Below are 14,254 nucleotides of genomic sequence, written 5' to 3'. Positions count from 1 at the left end.
GAGATATCCATGACAGTGCTGCTCTTCTTCGGGTTCGTGGTACTGGCCTACTTCGCGGGGCGCTGGCTGCAGGGCAGGGCGCAGCCCAGCCAGGACAGCAGCTATCCCAGCCACCCCACCGACAGCTACGCCAACCCCTACGCGCCGCGCGACTACGAGGGTGGCGGCTGCCGCCCCGAGTCCGCCGACAGTTCCGACGGCAATGGCGGTGGCGACAGCGGCGGGGATGGTGGTGGCGACAGCGGTGGCGGTGGCAGCGACTGAAGGCATGAACTTCCTCGCGCACCTCTGGCTCGCCGAACGCAGCAATACGTCTTTCGCGGGCGCGATCCTCGGCGATATCGTGCGCGGCTCCGACCTGTCGGCCTACCCGGACGACGTCGCCGCCGGTATCCGCCTGCACCGGCGCGTGGATGTGCTGACCGACAGTCATCCGCGGATCGTCGCGTTGCGCGCCGGCTACCCGCAGGGCGTGCGCCGCTACGCCGGCATCCTGTTCGATCTGGTCTGCGACCATGCGCTGGCGCTGGACTGGGCACAGTACGACAGCGAACCGCTGCCGGATTTCTGCCTGCGCAGCGCCAACGCGGTGGCGCAGGCCGGCGAGTGGTTCACGCTGGCGGGTGCGCGCGCGCCGGACGCGCAGAATTTTGCGCAGCTGCTGCTGTCCTATGCCGAGCCGCAGGGCATCGACCGCGCGATCCGCCGCACCGCGCAGCGCATGCGCCGGCCGGAGGCCTTGCTGGACGCGTCCGCCGGCTGGCGCGAGACCCTGCCCGCCCTGCGCGGGGCGCTGCCGCCGCTGTTGCGGGATCTGCAACTGGCGGCATAGTCCATTGCGACGGCGGCGTTGCCTTGCGCGGCTGCTATCGTCGCCTCGTCTGCCAGGAGAAGTTCCCCGTGAAGCTGTTCGAATCCTTCCGTCTGCGCGAAGTGGAACTGCGCAACCGTATCGCCGTGTCGCCGATGTGCCAGTACTCCGCGCAGGACGGTGCGCCGACGAACTGGCACCTGGTGCACCTGGGCAGCCGTGCCATCGGCGGTGCGGGCCTGGTGATCGCCGAAGCCTCGGCAGTGCTGCCGGAGGGGCGCATCTCGCCGGCGGATGCGGGTATCTGGAACGACCGCCACGTCGAGGCCTGGGCGCCGATCGCGCGTTTCATCGCAGAGGCCGGGGCGGTGCCGGCGATCCAGCTGGCACATGCCGGCCGCAAGGCCAGCACCGATCTGCCCTGGCAGGGCGGCAAGCCGCTGGCGCCGCAGGACGGTGGCTGGTCGCCCATCGTCGGACCCAGCGCGCTGGCCTTCGAGGAGGGCTCGGCGACACCGCAGGCACTGGACGCCGCGGGCATCCGCACGGTGGTCGCGGGGTTTCGCGCGGCCGCGGCGCGCGCGCTGGCGGCCGGTTTCCGCATGGTGGAAATCCACGCTGCGCATGGCTACCTGCTGCACGCCTTCCTGTCGCCGCTGAGCAACCAGCGCACGGATGAATACGGCGGTAGCCTCGACAATCGCACGCGCCTGCTGCGCGAGGTGGTGGCGGCGATCCGCGAGGTCTGGCCGGAGCGCCTGCCGCTGCTGCTGCGTATCTCCGCCACCGACTGGGCGGAGTCGGGCGGCTGGGACATCGAGCAGAGCGTGGAACTGGCGCGGCAGGTCAAGCCCCTGGGGGTGGACCTGGTCGACGTGTCCTCCGGCGGCACGCTGCCGACGGCCGCGCGCATCCCGGTGGGGCCGGGTTTCCAGGTGCCGTTCGCGGCGCGCATCCGGCGCGAGGCGGGCATCGCCACCGCTGCGGTCGGCGGCATCGTCGATCCCGCGCAGGCACAGCAGATCGTTCACAACGGCGAGGCCGACATGGTGCTGCTGGCGCGGCAGATGCTGCGCGATCCCTATTGGCCGTATCACGCGGCCAAGGCGCTCAGGGCGGAGGTTGCTGCGCCGAAGCAGTACGGCAGGGCCTGGTAGGCCTCAGGGGCTGATCGCCTGGCTGCGCATCAGCTCGCCGAAGCGCTCGGCGGGCATCGGCCGCGCCAGGTAGAAGCCCTGCAGTTCGTCGCAGCCGTTGGCGCCGAGGAAGGCCTGCTGCTCGGCAGTCTCCACACCCTCGGCCAGCACGCGCAAATCCAGGTTGTGGCCCAGCGAGATGATCGCCCTGACGATGGCGGCGGAGTCGGCGTCGGTGGTGACCTCGCGCAGGAAGGAGCGGTCGATCTTCAGCGACTGCACCGGGAAGCGCTTGAGCTGGCTCAGGCTGGAATAACCGGTGCCGAAGTCGTCCATCGACAGGCGCACGCCCAGCGCGCGCAGCCGCTGCAGGGTGATGGCGGCCTGCTCGGCGTCGGGCATGACCATGCTCTCGGTCACCTCCAGTTCCAGCAGTTCCGCCGGCAGGCCGGTGTCGGCGAGTACGGCGGCCACCGACGCGGCGATGTCGCCATTGGCGATCTGGCGTCGCGACAGGTTGACCGATACCGGGATCGGCCCGATGCCGGCGTCGAGCCAGGCGCGGTTCTGCAGGCAGGCGGCGCGCAGCACCCAATGGCCGATCGACAGGATCAGGCCGGTCTCTTCCGCCAGCGGGATGAAGGCCTCCGGCATCACCATGCCGTCGGGCGATTCCCAGCGGATCAGCGCTTCGGCACCCGTGATGCGGCCGCTGCGCAGGTCGAACTTGGGCTGGTAGTGCAGGCGGAACTCGTTGCGCTCGATGGCCTGGCCCAGGCGCGTCAGCAGCTCCAGGCGGCCGGCGACGCCGGACTGCATGTCGGCGGTGTAGTACTGCACGTTGTTGCGGCCGGCTTCCTTGGCGCGGTACATCGCCATGTCGGCATGGCGCAGCAGGGAGGCGGCGTCTTCGCCGTCGCCGGGGCAGAGGCTGATGCCGATGCTGCAGGTCACGCGCAGCTCGCGCCCGCCGATCACGCAGGGCTGCGAGATGGCGTCCAGGATCAGGCCGGCGAGGTAGGCGATGGCGCCGCGGTGCGTGCGCCCCAGCAGCACCACGAACTCGTCGCCGCTCTGGCGTGCCACCAGTTCGCCGTCGCGCAGGCAGGCGCGCAGGCGCTGCGCCATGGTGCGCAGCAAGGCGTCGCCGGTGTGGTGGCCGAGGCTGTCGTTGATCAGCTTGAACTGGTCCAGGTCGATGAAGGCCACCGCCACCTGGTGCCCATGCTCGCGCGCCGAGGCCAGGGCCTGCTGCAGGCGCTCCTGCAGCAGCAGGCGGTTGGGCAGGCCGGTGAGGGCGTCGTGGGTAGCCTGGTAGCGCATCGCGGCGTCGTGCAGCTTGCGCTCGGTGATCGCCTCCACCGTGCCCTCGTACATCATCAGGCGCCCCTCGGCGTCGCGCACCTCGCGGGCGTTCTCGGAGATCCACATGACGCTGCCGTCGCGGCGGTAGACCTGCGACTCGAAGTTGGTCACCGAGCCGTCGCGCGCCAGCGCCGCCATGAACTGCGTGCGGCGGCCGTGCTCGACGTAGAGCTGGCGGTCGATATCGCGCAGCAGGCCGATCAGCTGCTCCGGCGAATCGTAGCCGTACATGCGCGCCAGGGCGGGGTTGACGGTGACGTAGCCGGCGTCGGGCGAGGACTGGAAGATGCCCTCGATGGCGTTCTCGAAGATGCTGCGATAGCGGCGCTCGGCCTCGCCCAGCGACTGCTCGGCGCGCTTGCGTTCGGTGACGTCCTGGATGATGCCCTCCAGCGATTCGACCTGGCCGTTCTCGTCGAAGCTGCCGGCGCCGCGCTCCCAGACCCAGCGGCTGCTGCCATCGGCGTGGGCGATGCGGTACTCCACCTCGTAGCGGCGCCGTTCGCGCAGGGCGGCTTCCACCGCGGCGCGCACCGGCTCGCGGTCGTCCGGGTGCATCAGCTGCTCGAAGGACACCGCGCGGTTCAGTATCAGCTCCTGCGGCTGGTAGCCGGTCAGGGCCAGGCAGCCCTCGCTGACGAACTCCATGGTCCAGTGTTCATCGTTGCGGCAACGGTAGATCATGCCGTCGACATTCGACAGCAGGGTGGTCAGCAGCCTCTCCCGCTGCTTTACCCCATCCAGTCCCGGCACCGGGCCGTCATTGGCCTTGCTGCGCTTCTGTGACTCAGGCATGACGGCAGTGTCAGCAAAAGCCGGGCCAAGGCGAATCACCCTGTCCGGGGAGCCTCACCCGATTGGGCGAAGCGCCCAAGCCTGCAGGGCTCATAATCTCGCTGGTAAGTCAGACTCACCAGAACTACGGAATCTCCCATGGCAGACAGCACCAGCACCGACCGCCCCTCCGTCCTGCAGGCCTTTTCGGGCCTGTCTCACGACGAAATGGAAATCCTGGCCCAGGCCGACCGTTTCGGCCAGAACGAGCTGTACCCCCTGGCGCAGCGCATGGACGACGAGGAATGGTGGCCCACGGAGATCTTCCCCAAGATCGGTGCCACCGGCTATTTCGGCATCACCGCCCCGGAGCAGTACGGCGGCTCGGGCATGGACGTGTTCACCTCCGGCCTGATCCTGCAGGGCTTTTCGCGCTGGAACCACGCCCTGGCCCTGGCCTGGGTGGCGCACGAGAACCTGTGCATGAACAACATCCTGGCCAACGCCAACGATGAGCAGCGCCAGAAGTACCTGCCGGGCCTGAACAGCGGCAAGCTGATCGGCGCGCTGGGCCTGACCGAGCCGGGTGCCGGCTCCGACGCCCTGGGCTCGATGCGCACCACCGCGCGCCGCGAGGGCGACTTCTATTACCTCAATGGCAGCAAGATCTTCATCACCAACGGCCCGGTGGCCGACGTGCTGCTGGTCTACGCCAAGACCGACAAGGAGAAGGGCGCGCAGGGCATCTCCGCCTTCATCGTCGAGAAGGATTTCCCCGGTTTCAAGGTCGCGCAGAAGCTGATCAAGATGGGCTTCCGCGGCTCGCAGACCGCCGAACTGGTGTTCGAGGAGTGCAAGGTGCCGGCCGCCAACCTGGTGGGCCAGGAGAACAAGGGCGTGCGCGTGGTCATGTCCGGCCTGGACCTGGAGCGCTCCATGATCTCGCCGATCAACCTCGGCATCGCCGAACGCGCCCTGGCGCTGTCGCTGGACTATGCGCGCCAGCGCAAGCAGTTCGGCCAGCCCATCGCCAACTTCCAGATGGTGCAGTCGATGCTGGCCGAGATGTACGTCTGGGTCGAGTCCATGCGCCTCTACACCTATCAGGTGCTGCGCGCCGCCAACACCGTCGGCGAGGGCGAGGGCGGCCGCGGCGACATCCACAAGCTCACCGCCGCCGGCGTGATGTACACCGCCGAGACGCTCAACAAGGTGCTGAACCACGCGGTGCAGATCCACGGCGGCAGCGGCTACATCTGGGAGTCCGAGATCAACCGCCTGTACCGCTCGATCAAGTTGCTGGAGATCGGTGCCGGTACGACGGAAGTGCGCAAGATCATCATCGCGCAGGAACTGCTGAAGAGCTGATCCCGGCATGAACATCGACGTCGAAGCCCTCAACAACCCCGAAACCCTCTGGAACAGCGAGACGGTCTACCGCTCCGATCTGTTCAGGGGCAAGGTCGCCCTGGTCTCGGGCGGCGGCAGCGGCATCGGCCGCGCCGTGGCGCTGCTGTTCGCGCGCCTGGGCGCCACCCTGGTGATCTGCGGCCGCACCGCCGAGAAGCTGGAGAAGGTCGCGGCCTTCGTGCGGGAGAAGGGCGGCACCGTGCTGGTGGTGCCGACCAACGTGCGCGAGCCGGAGCAGGTGGACGCGCTGTACCAGCGCATCCACGCCGAGCATGGCCGGCTGGACTACGTCGTCAACAACGCCGGCGGCCAGTTCCCGCAGAACGCCATCGACTACGCCCCCAAGGGCTGGGCGGCGGTGATCAACAACAACCTCAACGGCAGCTGGTACATGATGCAGCGCGCCGCGCAGTACTGGCGCGACGTGAAGACTCCGGGTTCCATCGTCAACATCGTGGTGGTGACCGAGCGCGGCATGCCGGGCGTGGCCCATACCGTGGCGGCGCGTGCCGGCATCATCGGCGCCTCCAGCACGGTGGCGGTGGAGTGGGCGCCGCTGGGCATCCGCGTCAACTGTGTCGCGCCGGGCCTCACGGCGACCGAGGGCCTGGAGGTCTACCCGCCCGAGGCGCAGAAGGAATTCCCGCTGGCCAACCCGCTCAAGCGGCCGGGCACGCCGATGGAGATTGCCGAAGCCTGCATCTACCTCAGCGCCTCCTCCGGCAGCTTCATCACCGGCGAAGTGCTGACCGTGGACGGCGGCGGCAAGCTCTGGGGCGAGCTGTGGACGGCCGGGCGACCGGACTACTACCGCAGCTGAATCCGTTCGCTGAATCCTCCCTCGGAGCTAACCCTAACGGGGTATTCCGGCTCCCCGTGCCGGGTGCGAAGGTAAGCAGACGTAATAAAACCGGTTCGGGTAGAATGTTGCAGTGCAACATAACCAAGACCCGGAAACCCTGGGGAGGTGTGCGATGAAGTACGGATTCCTATTGGCGATGGGCCTGGCCCTGAGTCTTCCGGTTCAGGCCAAGGACGCCCGCGAGGTGTTCGACTGCATGAAGTCGAACATTCCGCAGACCCTGCGTATCCAGGAAATCCAGCTCGACGCCACCGATCGCAGCGGTGGCGTGCGCAGCCTGCGCGGCAAGGTCTACGCCAAGCGTGAAGAGGGCCTGGTCCGCGTGATGCTGCGCGTGGCCGAGCCGGTCAACGTCGCCGGCGCTGCCTACCTGGTGCGCGAGACCGGCCAGCGCGAGGACGACATGTACGTCTTCCTGCCGGCGGTGAACCGCGTGCGCCATGTCACCGGCAACTTCGCCAATGGTTCGCTGCTGGGCACCGACTTCTCCTACGTCGAGGTCAAGCTGATCCAGAACGCCTTCACCGGCGCCGCCGGCACGCTGGAGGCACCGGAGAAGATCGACGGCCGCGCCACCGATGTCGTTTCGCTCAAGCCCGCCGGCGACAAGGCCCCCTACAGCCAGGTGAAGATCTGGGTGGACCAGAAGACCTGTGTCGCGCTCAAGGCCGAATTCTTCAACGGCGGCACCGCGGTCAAGCGCCTCACCACGGCGCCCGCCGGCCTCAAGCAGAGCGGCAAGCTCTGGTACGTCTCCGACATGGAGATGCGCGATCTCAAGGAAGGCACCTTCACCACGCTGCACATCACCGGCGTGACCAGCGACGCGGACCTGGGCGGCAAGCCCTTCGATCCGAACTCGTTCCATCTGGGGCGGTAGGTCCGGAGCTGGAAGATTCTCGCGTCTTGCCTCCCTCTCCCGCTGGCGGGTGATTCATCGCGCTTTGGCGATGCCTAAATGGCATCGCCTGCGATGAATTACGGGCGGCCATGGATGGCCGCCCAGGGGGCCAATCAGGAAGTGAGGTTTCGCCATGGATGGCGTCAAGGCTTTTCTTCCCTCTCCCGCTGGCGGGAGAGGGATCGAGGGTGAGGGTGGTGCAGCGGCGGTTACGCACATCGCCTCCGATTGAGGGCTCCACCCTCACCCCAACCCTCTCCCGCCGGCGGGAGAGGGAGAACGCGGCGCCGCCATCCATGGCGGTGGCGGTCTCGCTAAGCCGCCAGCGCCGCTTCCACCATGAACAACCGATCCTGCCCCCAGTAAAGTTCTCCGTCGACGACGAAGGTCGGCGCACCGAAGGCGCCGCGCGCCAGGGCCTCGTCGGTGTTGGCGCGCAGGGCCGCCTTGGCCGCATCGTCGGCGGCCAGTGCCAGCACTGCTGCGGGATCGAAGCCGACGGCGGCCAGGGCCTCGGCGACCACGGCCGGCTTGCTGAAGTCCTTGGCCTGTACCCACATCCCCTCGTAGATCGCGCGGTTGAATTCCTCGAAGCGCTCGGGCATGTGCAACTGCACGCCGGCGGCGGCGCGCATGAAGTCCAGGGTATTGAAGGGGAAGTGCGGGTTCAGCGTCAGCGGCACGTTCCAGTGCTGCGCCCAGCGCTTGAGGTCGGCGAACATGAACTTGGCCTTGGCCGGGATCATGACTGGCGACTGGTTTCCAGTGGCCTTGAACACCGCGCCCAGCAGGAAGGGCTTGTAGACCAGCTGCGCGTTCTTGTCCGCGCAGATGCGTGCCAGCTGCGTCCAGGCCAGGTAGGCCGTGGGGCTGCCGAAGTCGTAGTAGAAGTCGACGGATTTCATCACCAGGTTTCCATGTAGGGGCGCAGATCGAGTTCGAAGGTCCAGGCGTCGCGCGGCTGCGTGTGCAGCTGCCAGTAGCTCTCGGCGATGTGCTCGGGCTTGAGGATGCCTTCCTTCGGCATGCGTTCGGCATAGACCTTGGGGAAGTTGTCGCGGATGAAGTCGGTGTCGACCATGCCGTCGATCACGATGTGGCCGACGTGCACGCCCCTGGGGCCCAGCTCGCGCGCCATGCTCTGCGCCAGCGCGCGCAGCGCGTGCTTGGCGCCGGCGAAGGCGGCGAAGCCGGCGGCACCGCGCGTGCTGGCGGTGGCGCCGGTGAACAGGATCGTGCCGCGGCCGCGGGCGACCATGCGCTTCGCGGCCTCGCGTCCGCTGAGGAAGCCGGCGAGGCAGGCCATCTCCCAGATCTTGAAATACTTGCGCGCGGTCTCGTCGAGGATCGACGAGGGCACGTTGGCGCCGACGTTGAACACCAGCACCTCCACCGGCCCGATGTCGCGTTCGATCTGCTCGAACAGCGCCGTCACGTCCTCTTCCTTGCGCGCGTCAGTGCCGAAGGCATGCGCGCGTCCGCCGCCGGCGACGATCTGCGCCACCAGCGGCTGCAGCTTGTCGGCGGTGCGGCGTACCACGCAGGCGATGTAGCCCTCGCGTGCGAAGCGCCGGGCGATGGCGGCGCCGTTGCCGTCGCCGGCACCGATCACCAGGGCGACGCGGTTGTCAGGATTCGTGCTCATGCAGCGACCTCCGTGGGAATGCGTTCCAGTCTTGCGGGCACGTGCTTGTGCCAGGGCGTGCCGGCGAGAAAGTCGCGCTGGCTGCCGTCGGTCAGTTCATTGGGCGCGATGCCCTTGCGCGTCACCTGGCCGTCGGCGCCCCGGTAGTCCAGGCCCTGGCCGTTGGGCAGGGAGATATGCCCAGGCTGCATCATCGGCGTGATTTCGGCGGCCACCTCGACGCTGGCGCGGCGCGTGCTGAGGCGCAGGACCTCGCCGTCGGCGCAGCCCAGCGCCGCGGCATCCTGCGGGCTGATGCGCAGCGTGCCGTAGCGCCCGCGGCGGTGCCAGGCGCTGCTGCGTACGGCCGTATTGCTGGTGTCGCTGCGGCGTTCGCCGGCCGACAGCACATAGGGATAGTCGCGGTCCTGCGCCAGCGGCTGCTGCGCGAGCTTCTCCAGCTCCGCCAGCATCTCGGGAATGTGCAGGTTGATGCGGTGATCCGGGTGGCTGACCGCGCGCCAGCTGTCGGCATGCTCGCTGTCGGCGTAGACCACGCCGGAGGCGCCGCCGAGGATCGCACGGAACAGTTTCTCGCCGGCGAAGGGCGGCAGGCCGCCGAAGCCGGCGCGCGCGGCGGCCTTGCGGTTGCCCTGCACGTAGAGCTGCGCCACGCCCCACAGCGCTGCGGCGGAGTCCATGCCCTGGGGCAGGCTCGGGCCCAGCGTGCGGTAGAGGATCAGCGGCGCGTACTTCATGGTCTTGGGCTTGCGCGCGACCTGGGCGAAGAAGGCCAGGGCGAAGGCGGTGCGGCCCAGCCGCAGCGCGCGCTTCAGCGGCGCATAGTCGCGCTCGGACAATTCACCCAGGGCCTCGACCAGACGCGCGTAGATTTCCGCCTCCGGCAGCGTGCCCGGCAGGGGCTCGAACAGCGGCTGGCGCAGGTGGAAGACGTTGCGCGGGAACTCCAGGTTGAAGAAGGTGGCCTCGGCCTTCTCGAACTGGCTGCTGGCCGGCAGCACGTAGTCGGCCTCGCGCGCGGTTTCGGTCATCGCCACGTCGACCACCACGCTCAGTTCCAGCGCGCGCATCGCCTGGCGCATGCGCTGGCTGTCGGCCAGCGAGTGCACCGGGTTGCCGCTGTGGACCAGCATCGCGCGGTAGCGCTTGGGGTGATCGGTGAGGATTTCCTCGGGGATGACGTTGCAGGGGATCAGGCCGATGATGATCTTGGCGTTGGCCACCGGGCTGCGCTTCTCGACGCGCTTCACGGGCTTGGCGCTGACACCGGTCTCGCCCTTACTGGCCTTGGACAGCGACAGCAGCGGCACGATGGCATTGCTGGTGCCCGGACGGCCGTAGTGGCCGGTGAGCAGCCACAGCAGGCGCTGCAGGTAGCTGCCGAGCGTGGAATGCAGGCTCATCTGCATGCCCAGGTCCTCGTAGACCGAGACACTCTTGGCGCTGGCGATGCGCCGCGCGACCTGGCGCAGCAGCGCTTCGTCGACACCGCAGATGCCGGCGAACCCGGCAACCGGGATCGCCTTGAGCGCCGGTACGATCTCGGCGTAGCCGCTGCCGTGCTGCTCCAGCCAGGCATGCGCGACCAGGTCCTCCTGCACCAGGATGCCGGCCAGGGCGGCGAGGCACCAGGCGTCGGTGCCGGGGCGGATGGCGAGATGATGGTCGGCCATCTCCGCGGTCTCGCTGCGGCGCGGGTCGATCACGATCAGCGTGCGCTGGGGGTCCTTCTCGATCTCGCGCAGCAGAACGCGGGCGCGGGCGAAGCCATGCGACTGCCAGGGATTCTTGCCGATGAAGACCGCGACCTCGCAGTGCTCGTAGTCGCCATGCACGCCGGTGCCGAGCATCTTTCCCTGCACCCAGAATTCGCCGGTCTTCTCCTGCGCCAGCGCGTTGGAGCGGTACTGGTTGCCGATCGCCTTGAGAAAGCTGTCGGCGTAGGCGCCGCCCAGGTGATTGCCCTGGCCGCCGCCGCCGTAGTACAGGATGCTCTCGCCGCCATGCTGCGCCTTGATCGCCTTGAACTTCTGCGCGATCTCGCGCACCGCGGTATCCCAGTCGATCGCCTCGTAGCTGCCGTCGGCGCGGCGGCGCATCGGTGAATCGAGGCGATCGGCGCCGTTCTGGTAGTAGTCCATGCGCTGCGACTTCTCGCAGACATAGCCCTGCGACGCGGGATGGGCGTCGTCGCCGCGGATCTTCACGATGCGCCGGCCTTCGGTCTGTACCTCCAGGCCGCAGTTCACTGCGCAGAGAATGCAGGCGGTCTTCTTCCACGGTTCCGGCGTCGTGCTCATGCGCGTGCTCCCGGTGTCAGATGCGCTGCAGCCAGGCCCACAGCCGCGGCCGCCGCTCGATCTCGCTACGCAGCGGACTGGTACGCACCACCTCCAGCAACTGCGATCCTACCGCGATATCGGCGATGGTCTTGCTGTCGCCGACCAGCCAGCCGTCAAGCGGCAGCAGGGTCTCGATGCGGTCCAGCTGACGCAGGAATTCGGCCTGCACATCCTCGCGCTTCATGCGGCCCAGGCCCTGGCCCGCGAGGCTGATGCGCAGCATCGTGCGCAGGCTCAGCTTCACCGGCAGGCGTTCGACCGCCGGGCGCCCCACCATGCTGAGCGACACCGCCTGGTCCAGGGCATCGGGATCGTTGACGCGCAGGTAGACCTCGTACCAGTACAGCAGCTCGTCGGCGTAGTCCTCCCAGAGCTCGGCCTGCGCGCGCTGCTGCGGGTCGGCGGGGTAGAGCGGCGGTTCGGGAAAGTGCTGGTCGAGATAGCGGGCGATGCGGGTGCTGTCCTGGACCCGCTGTCCGTCGATGTCGATTACCGGCAGTTTGCCGACCGGCGACAGGCGCGCGGCGAACATCGCCTTCAGGCCGTTGTAGTTGACCACCTCGTAGTCCAGGCCCTTGTGGTCCAGCGAGCGCGCGACCTTGCGGCAGAACGGCGAGATTTCCCACTGGTGCAGAACGATCGTGTTCATATTCATCTCAAGGCAGCAGGTCGAGTTCCTGCGTCCAGGTGGTGCGGTGCTGGCGGTGCAGCCACCAGCAGGTTTCGGCGACGGCCTCGGGCTGCACGCCCTCTGCCAGCATCAATTGGGCGACGTGGAGGCCCTGCGGCCCGAACTCACGCGCCATCGACTGCGACAGTGCGCGCAGGCCGGCGGAGGCGGCCGCGACGGCGGCACCGCTGGCGGCGGGGGCCAGCAACAGCAGTGTGCCCTGGCCTGCCTCCAGCAAGCGCGGCATCGCGGCCTGGCCGATCAGGGCGCCGGCGTAGCAGATGCGCCGCCACAGTGCCTCGGCTTCGGCCAGCGAGGTCTGCAGCGCCGGGGTGCCGGTGGACTGGGCGCCCGGCGCGTGCACGACCAGCGAAGGCTGCTGGCCGGCGTCGGCGATGCGCTGGAACAGGCTGGCGACCTGGGTGGCATCCGCCGGGTCCAGCGTGGCAATGGTCACTGCCTGGCCGGAGGGGCGCAGGGCGGTCGCGGCGGCCTTGAGGCCGGCGGCATGGGTGCCGGCGAGGTGCAGCGGCAGGCCCTCGTCCGCGAGGCGCGCGGCGATCGCTGCCGCGGCGCTGCCGCTGTCGCCGGCGCCGAAGATCACTGCGCAGGGGCGCGCGGCCATCAGAATTTCTCCTTGTAGGGGCGCAGGTCCAGTTCCCGCGTCCAGGCGCCGCGCGGTTGGCGGTGCAACTGCCAGTAGTTCTCGGCGATCTGGTCCGGCAGCAGGGCACCGTTCTCGCCCTTGGAGAAGATCCAGAGCTTGCCGAGGCCGAAGCCGGTTTCCTTGACGCGGTCGCCGGCGACGACGCCGTCGATCACCGCGTGGGCGACGTGCAGGCCCAGCGGCTCGGCCTCATGCGCCAGCGCCAGCGTCCAGCTGCGCAGCGCGGCCTTGGCCGAGGCGAATGCCGCGAATGCGGGGCGGCCGCGCAACGAGGCCGTGGCGCCGGTGACGATCAGCGTGCCGCGCCCCTGCGGCTGCATGCGACGCAGCGCGGCCTGGCCGACCAGCAGGCCGGCGATGCCGCTGATGCGCCAGTTGTCCTCGATGAACTGCGGCGGCGTGGTCAGGAAGCGGCGCGGCACGTTCTTGAAGGCGGCGTTGTGGACCACGGCTTCCAGCGCGCCCTCGGCGGGCAATGCCGCGAACAAGGCAGCGATCTCTTCCTCGCCGCCGAGGCGGTTGACGATGGCGCTGGCCCGGCCGCCGGCGGCGCGGATATCCGCCACCACCTCGTCGAGCTTGGCCTGGGTGCGGCCCGCCATGTGTACGTGCAGGCCCTCCGCGGCGAAGCGCCGCGCGACGGCCGCGCCGATGCCGATGCGGCCGCCGACGCCGACGACCAGCGCATGGCGTGCGGGCGGATTACCGCTGGCGGGTCCGGGAGAGGTCATCGCGAGGCCGGGTTGGGAGTGTGGGCGGACACTAGGTTCCAAATTGGAACTTGTCAATGCACTGAGCGCCAGTGGCGGTATGCAGTTGGGTCAATGGCTGTAACCAGTCCCCTCTCCCGCTTGCGGGAGAGGGGTAGGCGAGGGGATGGATCCCCGAGGTAGGGCAACGCATGGAGCAGTTGCCGAGGAGAGGGTTTCTGTAACGCTGGCCTGGACTAGCTAAGGGGAGATTTACAGAAACCCTCTCCCGCCCTCCGGGCACCCTCTCCCGCAAGCGGGCGAGGGGACACTGAGCCGCTAGGCGCTGCGCTTCTTGCGGCCGACGGCGTCGGCCAGTTTCAGGCCGGGGCCGGGCAGGGCGGTGACCTCATGCGCGTGCATCGCCCCGCCGCATTCGGGGCAGGCGAGTTGCGGCGTCACGATCTTGCCGCAGGACTTGTGCTGGTACAGCACCGGCGCGCCCTTGCCGCCGTCCATGAAGCTGTCCCCCCAGGTCGCCATCGCGATCAGCACCGGGTAGAGCAGCTTGCCCTTGGACGTCAGGCGATATTCGTAGCGCGGCGGCGATTCCTGATAGGCGACGCGGGCAAGAATGCCCTCGTCGACCAGGCGCTTGAGGCGGCCGGCGAGCAGATGGCGGGTGATGCCGAGATTGGACTGGAAGTCCTCGAAGCGGCGGATGCGCAGGAAGGCGTTGCGCAGGATCAGGATCGTCCAGCGGTCGCCGATCACCGAGGCGGTGCGCGCCACCGAGCAGGACAGACCGCCGACTTCACTCCATTTCATGGCGCCCAGTATATCGGGCCGGGTTCTTTTCGGGAACGGACAGGCCCTAACGAAATGAGGGATTGGCCGTGGAGGCTCCGGCCATTGGCAGGAGGGCTAATGACTAAGTTCCAAATTAGAACCAACAATGACCGTGACATTTATTGATGTCACT

General features: G+C 68.5%; 14 protein-coding genes. 6 read left to right on the top strand and 8 right to left on the bottom strand.

Going from position 1 to position 14,254, the window contains the following annotated elements:
- The first annotated feature begins 9 nt into the window (after positions 1-9).
- The 3 genes from D0B54_RS16585 (at position 10) to D0B54_RS16575 (ending at position 1,968) form a co-directional block, all read left to right on the top strand.
- Positions 10-264, top strand: coding sequence for a hypothetical protein (locus tag D0B54_RS16585; protein ID WP_117292382.1), 255 nt, complete (start codon positions 10-12; stop codon positions 262-264).
- Between the two features lie 4 nt (positions 265-268).
- Positions 269-832 (top strand): acyl carrier protein phosphodiesterase, encoded by a 564-nt coding sequence (locus D0B54_RS16580; protein WP_162932486.1) that lies wholly within the window; start codon positions 269-271, stop codon positions 830-832.
- A 68-nt stretch (positions 833-900) separates the two neighbouring features.
- The gene (locus D0B54_RS16575; RefSeq protein ID WP_117292380.1) at positions 901-1,968 is read left to right on the top strand and encodes an NADH:flavin oxidoreductase/NADH oxidase; all 1,068 of its coding nucleotides are present in this window, start codon (positions 901-903) and stop codon (positions 1,966-1,968) included.
- A gap of 3 nt (positions 1,969-1,971) precedes the next feature.
- Here D0B54_RS16575 and D0B54_RS16570 read toward each other — a convergent pair whose 3' ends face one another.
- Entirely contained in the window at positions 1,972-4,107 is a 2,136-nt protein-coding gene (locus tag D0B54_RS16570; RefSeq protein WP_117292379.1) for a putative bifunctional diguanylate cyclase/phosphodiesterase, read from the bottom strand.
- A gap of 138 nt (positions 4,108-4,245) precedes the next feature.
- Here D0B54_RS16570 and D0B54_RS16565 point away from each other — a divergent pair, with 138 nt between their 5' ends.
- The 3 genes from D0B54_RS16565 (at position 4,246) to D0B54_RS16555 (ending at position 7,238) form a co-directional block, all read left to right on the top strand.
- Positions 4,246-5,454: an acyl-CoA dehydrogenase family protein gene (locus tag D0B54_RS16565; RefSeq protein WP_117292378.1), complete on the top strand. Its 1,209-nt coding sequence runs from the start codon at positions 4,246-4,248 to the stop codon at positions 5,452-5,454.
- Between the two features lie 7 nt (positions 5,455-5,461).
- On the top strand, positions 5,462-6,316 hold the full coding sequence (locus tag D0B54_RS16560; protein ID WP_117292377.1) for an SDR family NAD(P)-dependent oxidoreductase: 855 nt from the start codon (positions 5,462-5,464) through the stop codon (positions 6,314-6,316).
- A gap of 154 nt (positions 6,317-6,470) precedes the next feature.
- A complete protein-coding gene (locus tag D0B54_RS16555) occupies positions 6,471-7,238 on the top strand; it encodes an outer membrane lipoprotein-sorting protein (RefSeq protein ID WP_117292376.1) in 768 nt (255 codons plus the stop codon).
- Positions 7,239-7,573: 335 nt separating this feature from the next.
- On the opposite strand, the gene D0B54_RS16550 is transcribed toward D0B54_RS16555, so the two are convergent.
- From D0B54_RS16550 to D0B54_RS16520, 7 genes are all read right to left on the bottom strand, one after another.
- On the bottom strand, positions 7,574-8,164 hold the full coding sequence (locus tag D0B54_RS16550) for a 2-hydroxychromene-2-carboxylate isomerase (RefSeq protein WP_205527154.1): 591 nt from the start codon (positions 8,162-8,164) through the stop codon (positions 7,574-7,576).
- On the bottom strand, positions 8,164-8,904 hold the full coding sequence (locus tag D0B54_RS16545; protein ID WP_117292374.1) for an SDR family oxidoreductase: 741 nt from the start codon (positions 8,902-8,904) through the stop codon (positions 8,164-8,166). The genes D0B54_RS16550 and D0B54_RS16545 overlap by 1 nt, the downstream gene beginning before the upstream one ends.
- On the bottom strand, positions 8,901-11,204 hold the full coding sequence (locus D0B54_RS16540; protein WP_117292373.1) for a molybdopterin oxidoreductase family protein: 2,304 nt from the start codon (positions 11,202-11,204) through the stop codon (positions 8,901-8,903). Before D0B54_RS16540 ends, D0B54_RS16545 begins: the two co-directional genes overlap by 4 nt.
- 16 nt (positions 11,205-11,220) lie before the next feature.
- Complete coding sequence (locus tag D0B54_RS16535) at positions 11,221-11,895, bottom strand: glutathione S-transferase family protein (RefSeq protein ID WP_117295316.1); 675 nt, start codon at positions 11,893-11,895, stop codon at positions 11,221-11,223.
- A 7-nt stretch (positions 11,896-11,902) separates the two neighbouring features.
- On the bottom strand, positions 11,903-12,541 hold the full coding sequence (locus D0B54_RS16530) for an SDR family oxidoreductase (RefSeq protein ID WP_117292372.1): 639 nt from the start codon (positions 12,539-12,541) through the stop codon (positions 11,903-11,905).
- Positions 12,541-13,314 carry an SDR family NAD(P)-dependent oxidoreductase gene (locus D0B54_RS16525; protein WP_117292371.1) on the bottom strand — a complete coding sequence of 258 codons (774 nt, stop codon included), beginning with the start codon at positions 13,312-13,314 and terminating at the stop codon, positions 12,541-12,543. The genes D0B54_RS16530 and D0B54_RS16525 overlap by 1 nt, the downstream gene beginning before the upstream one ends.
- Before the next feature lie 297 nt (positions 13,315-13,611).
- On the bottom strand, positions 13,612-14,100 hold the full coding sequence (locus D0B54_RS16520; RefSeq protein WP_117292370.1) for a winged helix-turn-helix transcriptional regulator: 489 nt from the start codon (positions 14,098-14,100) through the stop codon (positions 13,612-13,614).
- Between the last annotated feature and the right edge of the window lie 154 nt (positions 14,101-14,254).

This window comes from Solimonas sp. K1W22B-7, from assembly GCF_003428335.1.
Lineage (GTDB): Bacteria > Pseudomonadota > Gammaproteobacteria > Nevskiales > Nevskiaceae > Solimonas_A.
The sequence above is the reverse complement of the archived record's forward strand: the minus strand, read 5'-3'. Positions and strand labels throughout refer to the sequence as shown.

Excerpts from the sequence above, each read along its gene's own strand:
- D0B54_RS16585 (WP_117292382.1), top strand. The coding sequence starts at position 10 with ATGACAGTGCTGCTCTTCTTCGGGTTCGTGGTACTGGCCTACTTCGCG.
- D0B54_RS16580 (WP_162932486.1), top strand. The coding sequence starts at position 269 with ATGAACTTCCTCGCGCACCTCTGGCTCGCCGAACGCAGCAATACGTCT.
- D0B54_RS16570 (WP_117292379.1), bottom strand. The coding sequence starts at position 4,107 with ATGCCTGAGTCACAGAAGCGCAGCAAGGCCAATGACGGCCCGGTGCCG.
- D0B54_RS16565 (WP_117292378.1), top strand. The coding sequence starts at position 4,246 with ATGGCAGACAGCACCAGCACCGACCGCCCCTCCGTCCTGCAGGCCTTT.
- D0B54_RS16560 (WP_117292377.1), top strand. The coding sequence starts at position 5,462 with ATGAACATCGACGTCGAAGCCCTCAACAACCCCGAAACCCTCTGGAAC.
- D0B54_RS16555 (WP_117292376.1), top strand. The coding sequence starts at position 6,471 with ATGAAGTACGGATTCCTATTGGCGATGGGCCTGGCCCTGAGTCTTCCG.
- D0B54_RS16550 (WP_205527154.1), bottom strand. The coding sequence starts at position 8,164 with ATGAAATCCGTCGACTTCTACTACGACTTCGGCAGCCCCACGGCCTAC.
- D0B54_RS16545 (WP_117292374.1), bottom strand. The coding sequence starts at position 8,904 with ATGAGCACGAATCCTGACAACCGCGTCGCCCTGGTGATCGGTGCCGGC.
- D0B54_RS16540 (WP_117292373.1), bottom strand. The coding sequence starts at position 11,204 with ATGAGCACGACGCCGGAACCGTGGAAGAAGACCGCCTGCATTCTCTGC.
- D0B54_RS16535 (WP_117295316.1), bottom strand. The coding sequence starts at position 11,895 with ATGAACACGATCGTTCTGCACCAGTGGGAAATCTCGCCGTTCTGCCGC.
- D0B54_RS16530 (WP_117292372.1), bottom strand. The coding sequence starts at position 12,541 with ATGGCCGCGCGCCCCTGCGCAGTGATCTTCGGCGCCGGCGACAGCGGC.
- D0B54_RS16525 (WP_117292371.1), bottom strand. The coding sequence starts at position 13,314 with ATGACCTCTCCCGGACCCGCCAGCGGTAATCCGCCCGCACGCCATGCG.
- D0B54_RS16520 (WP_117292370.1), bottom strand. The coding sequence starts at position 14,100 with ATGAAATGGAGTGAAGTCGGCGGTCTGTCCTGCTCGGTGGCGCGCACC.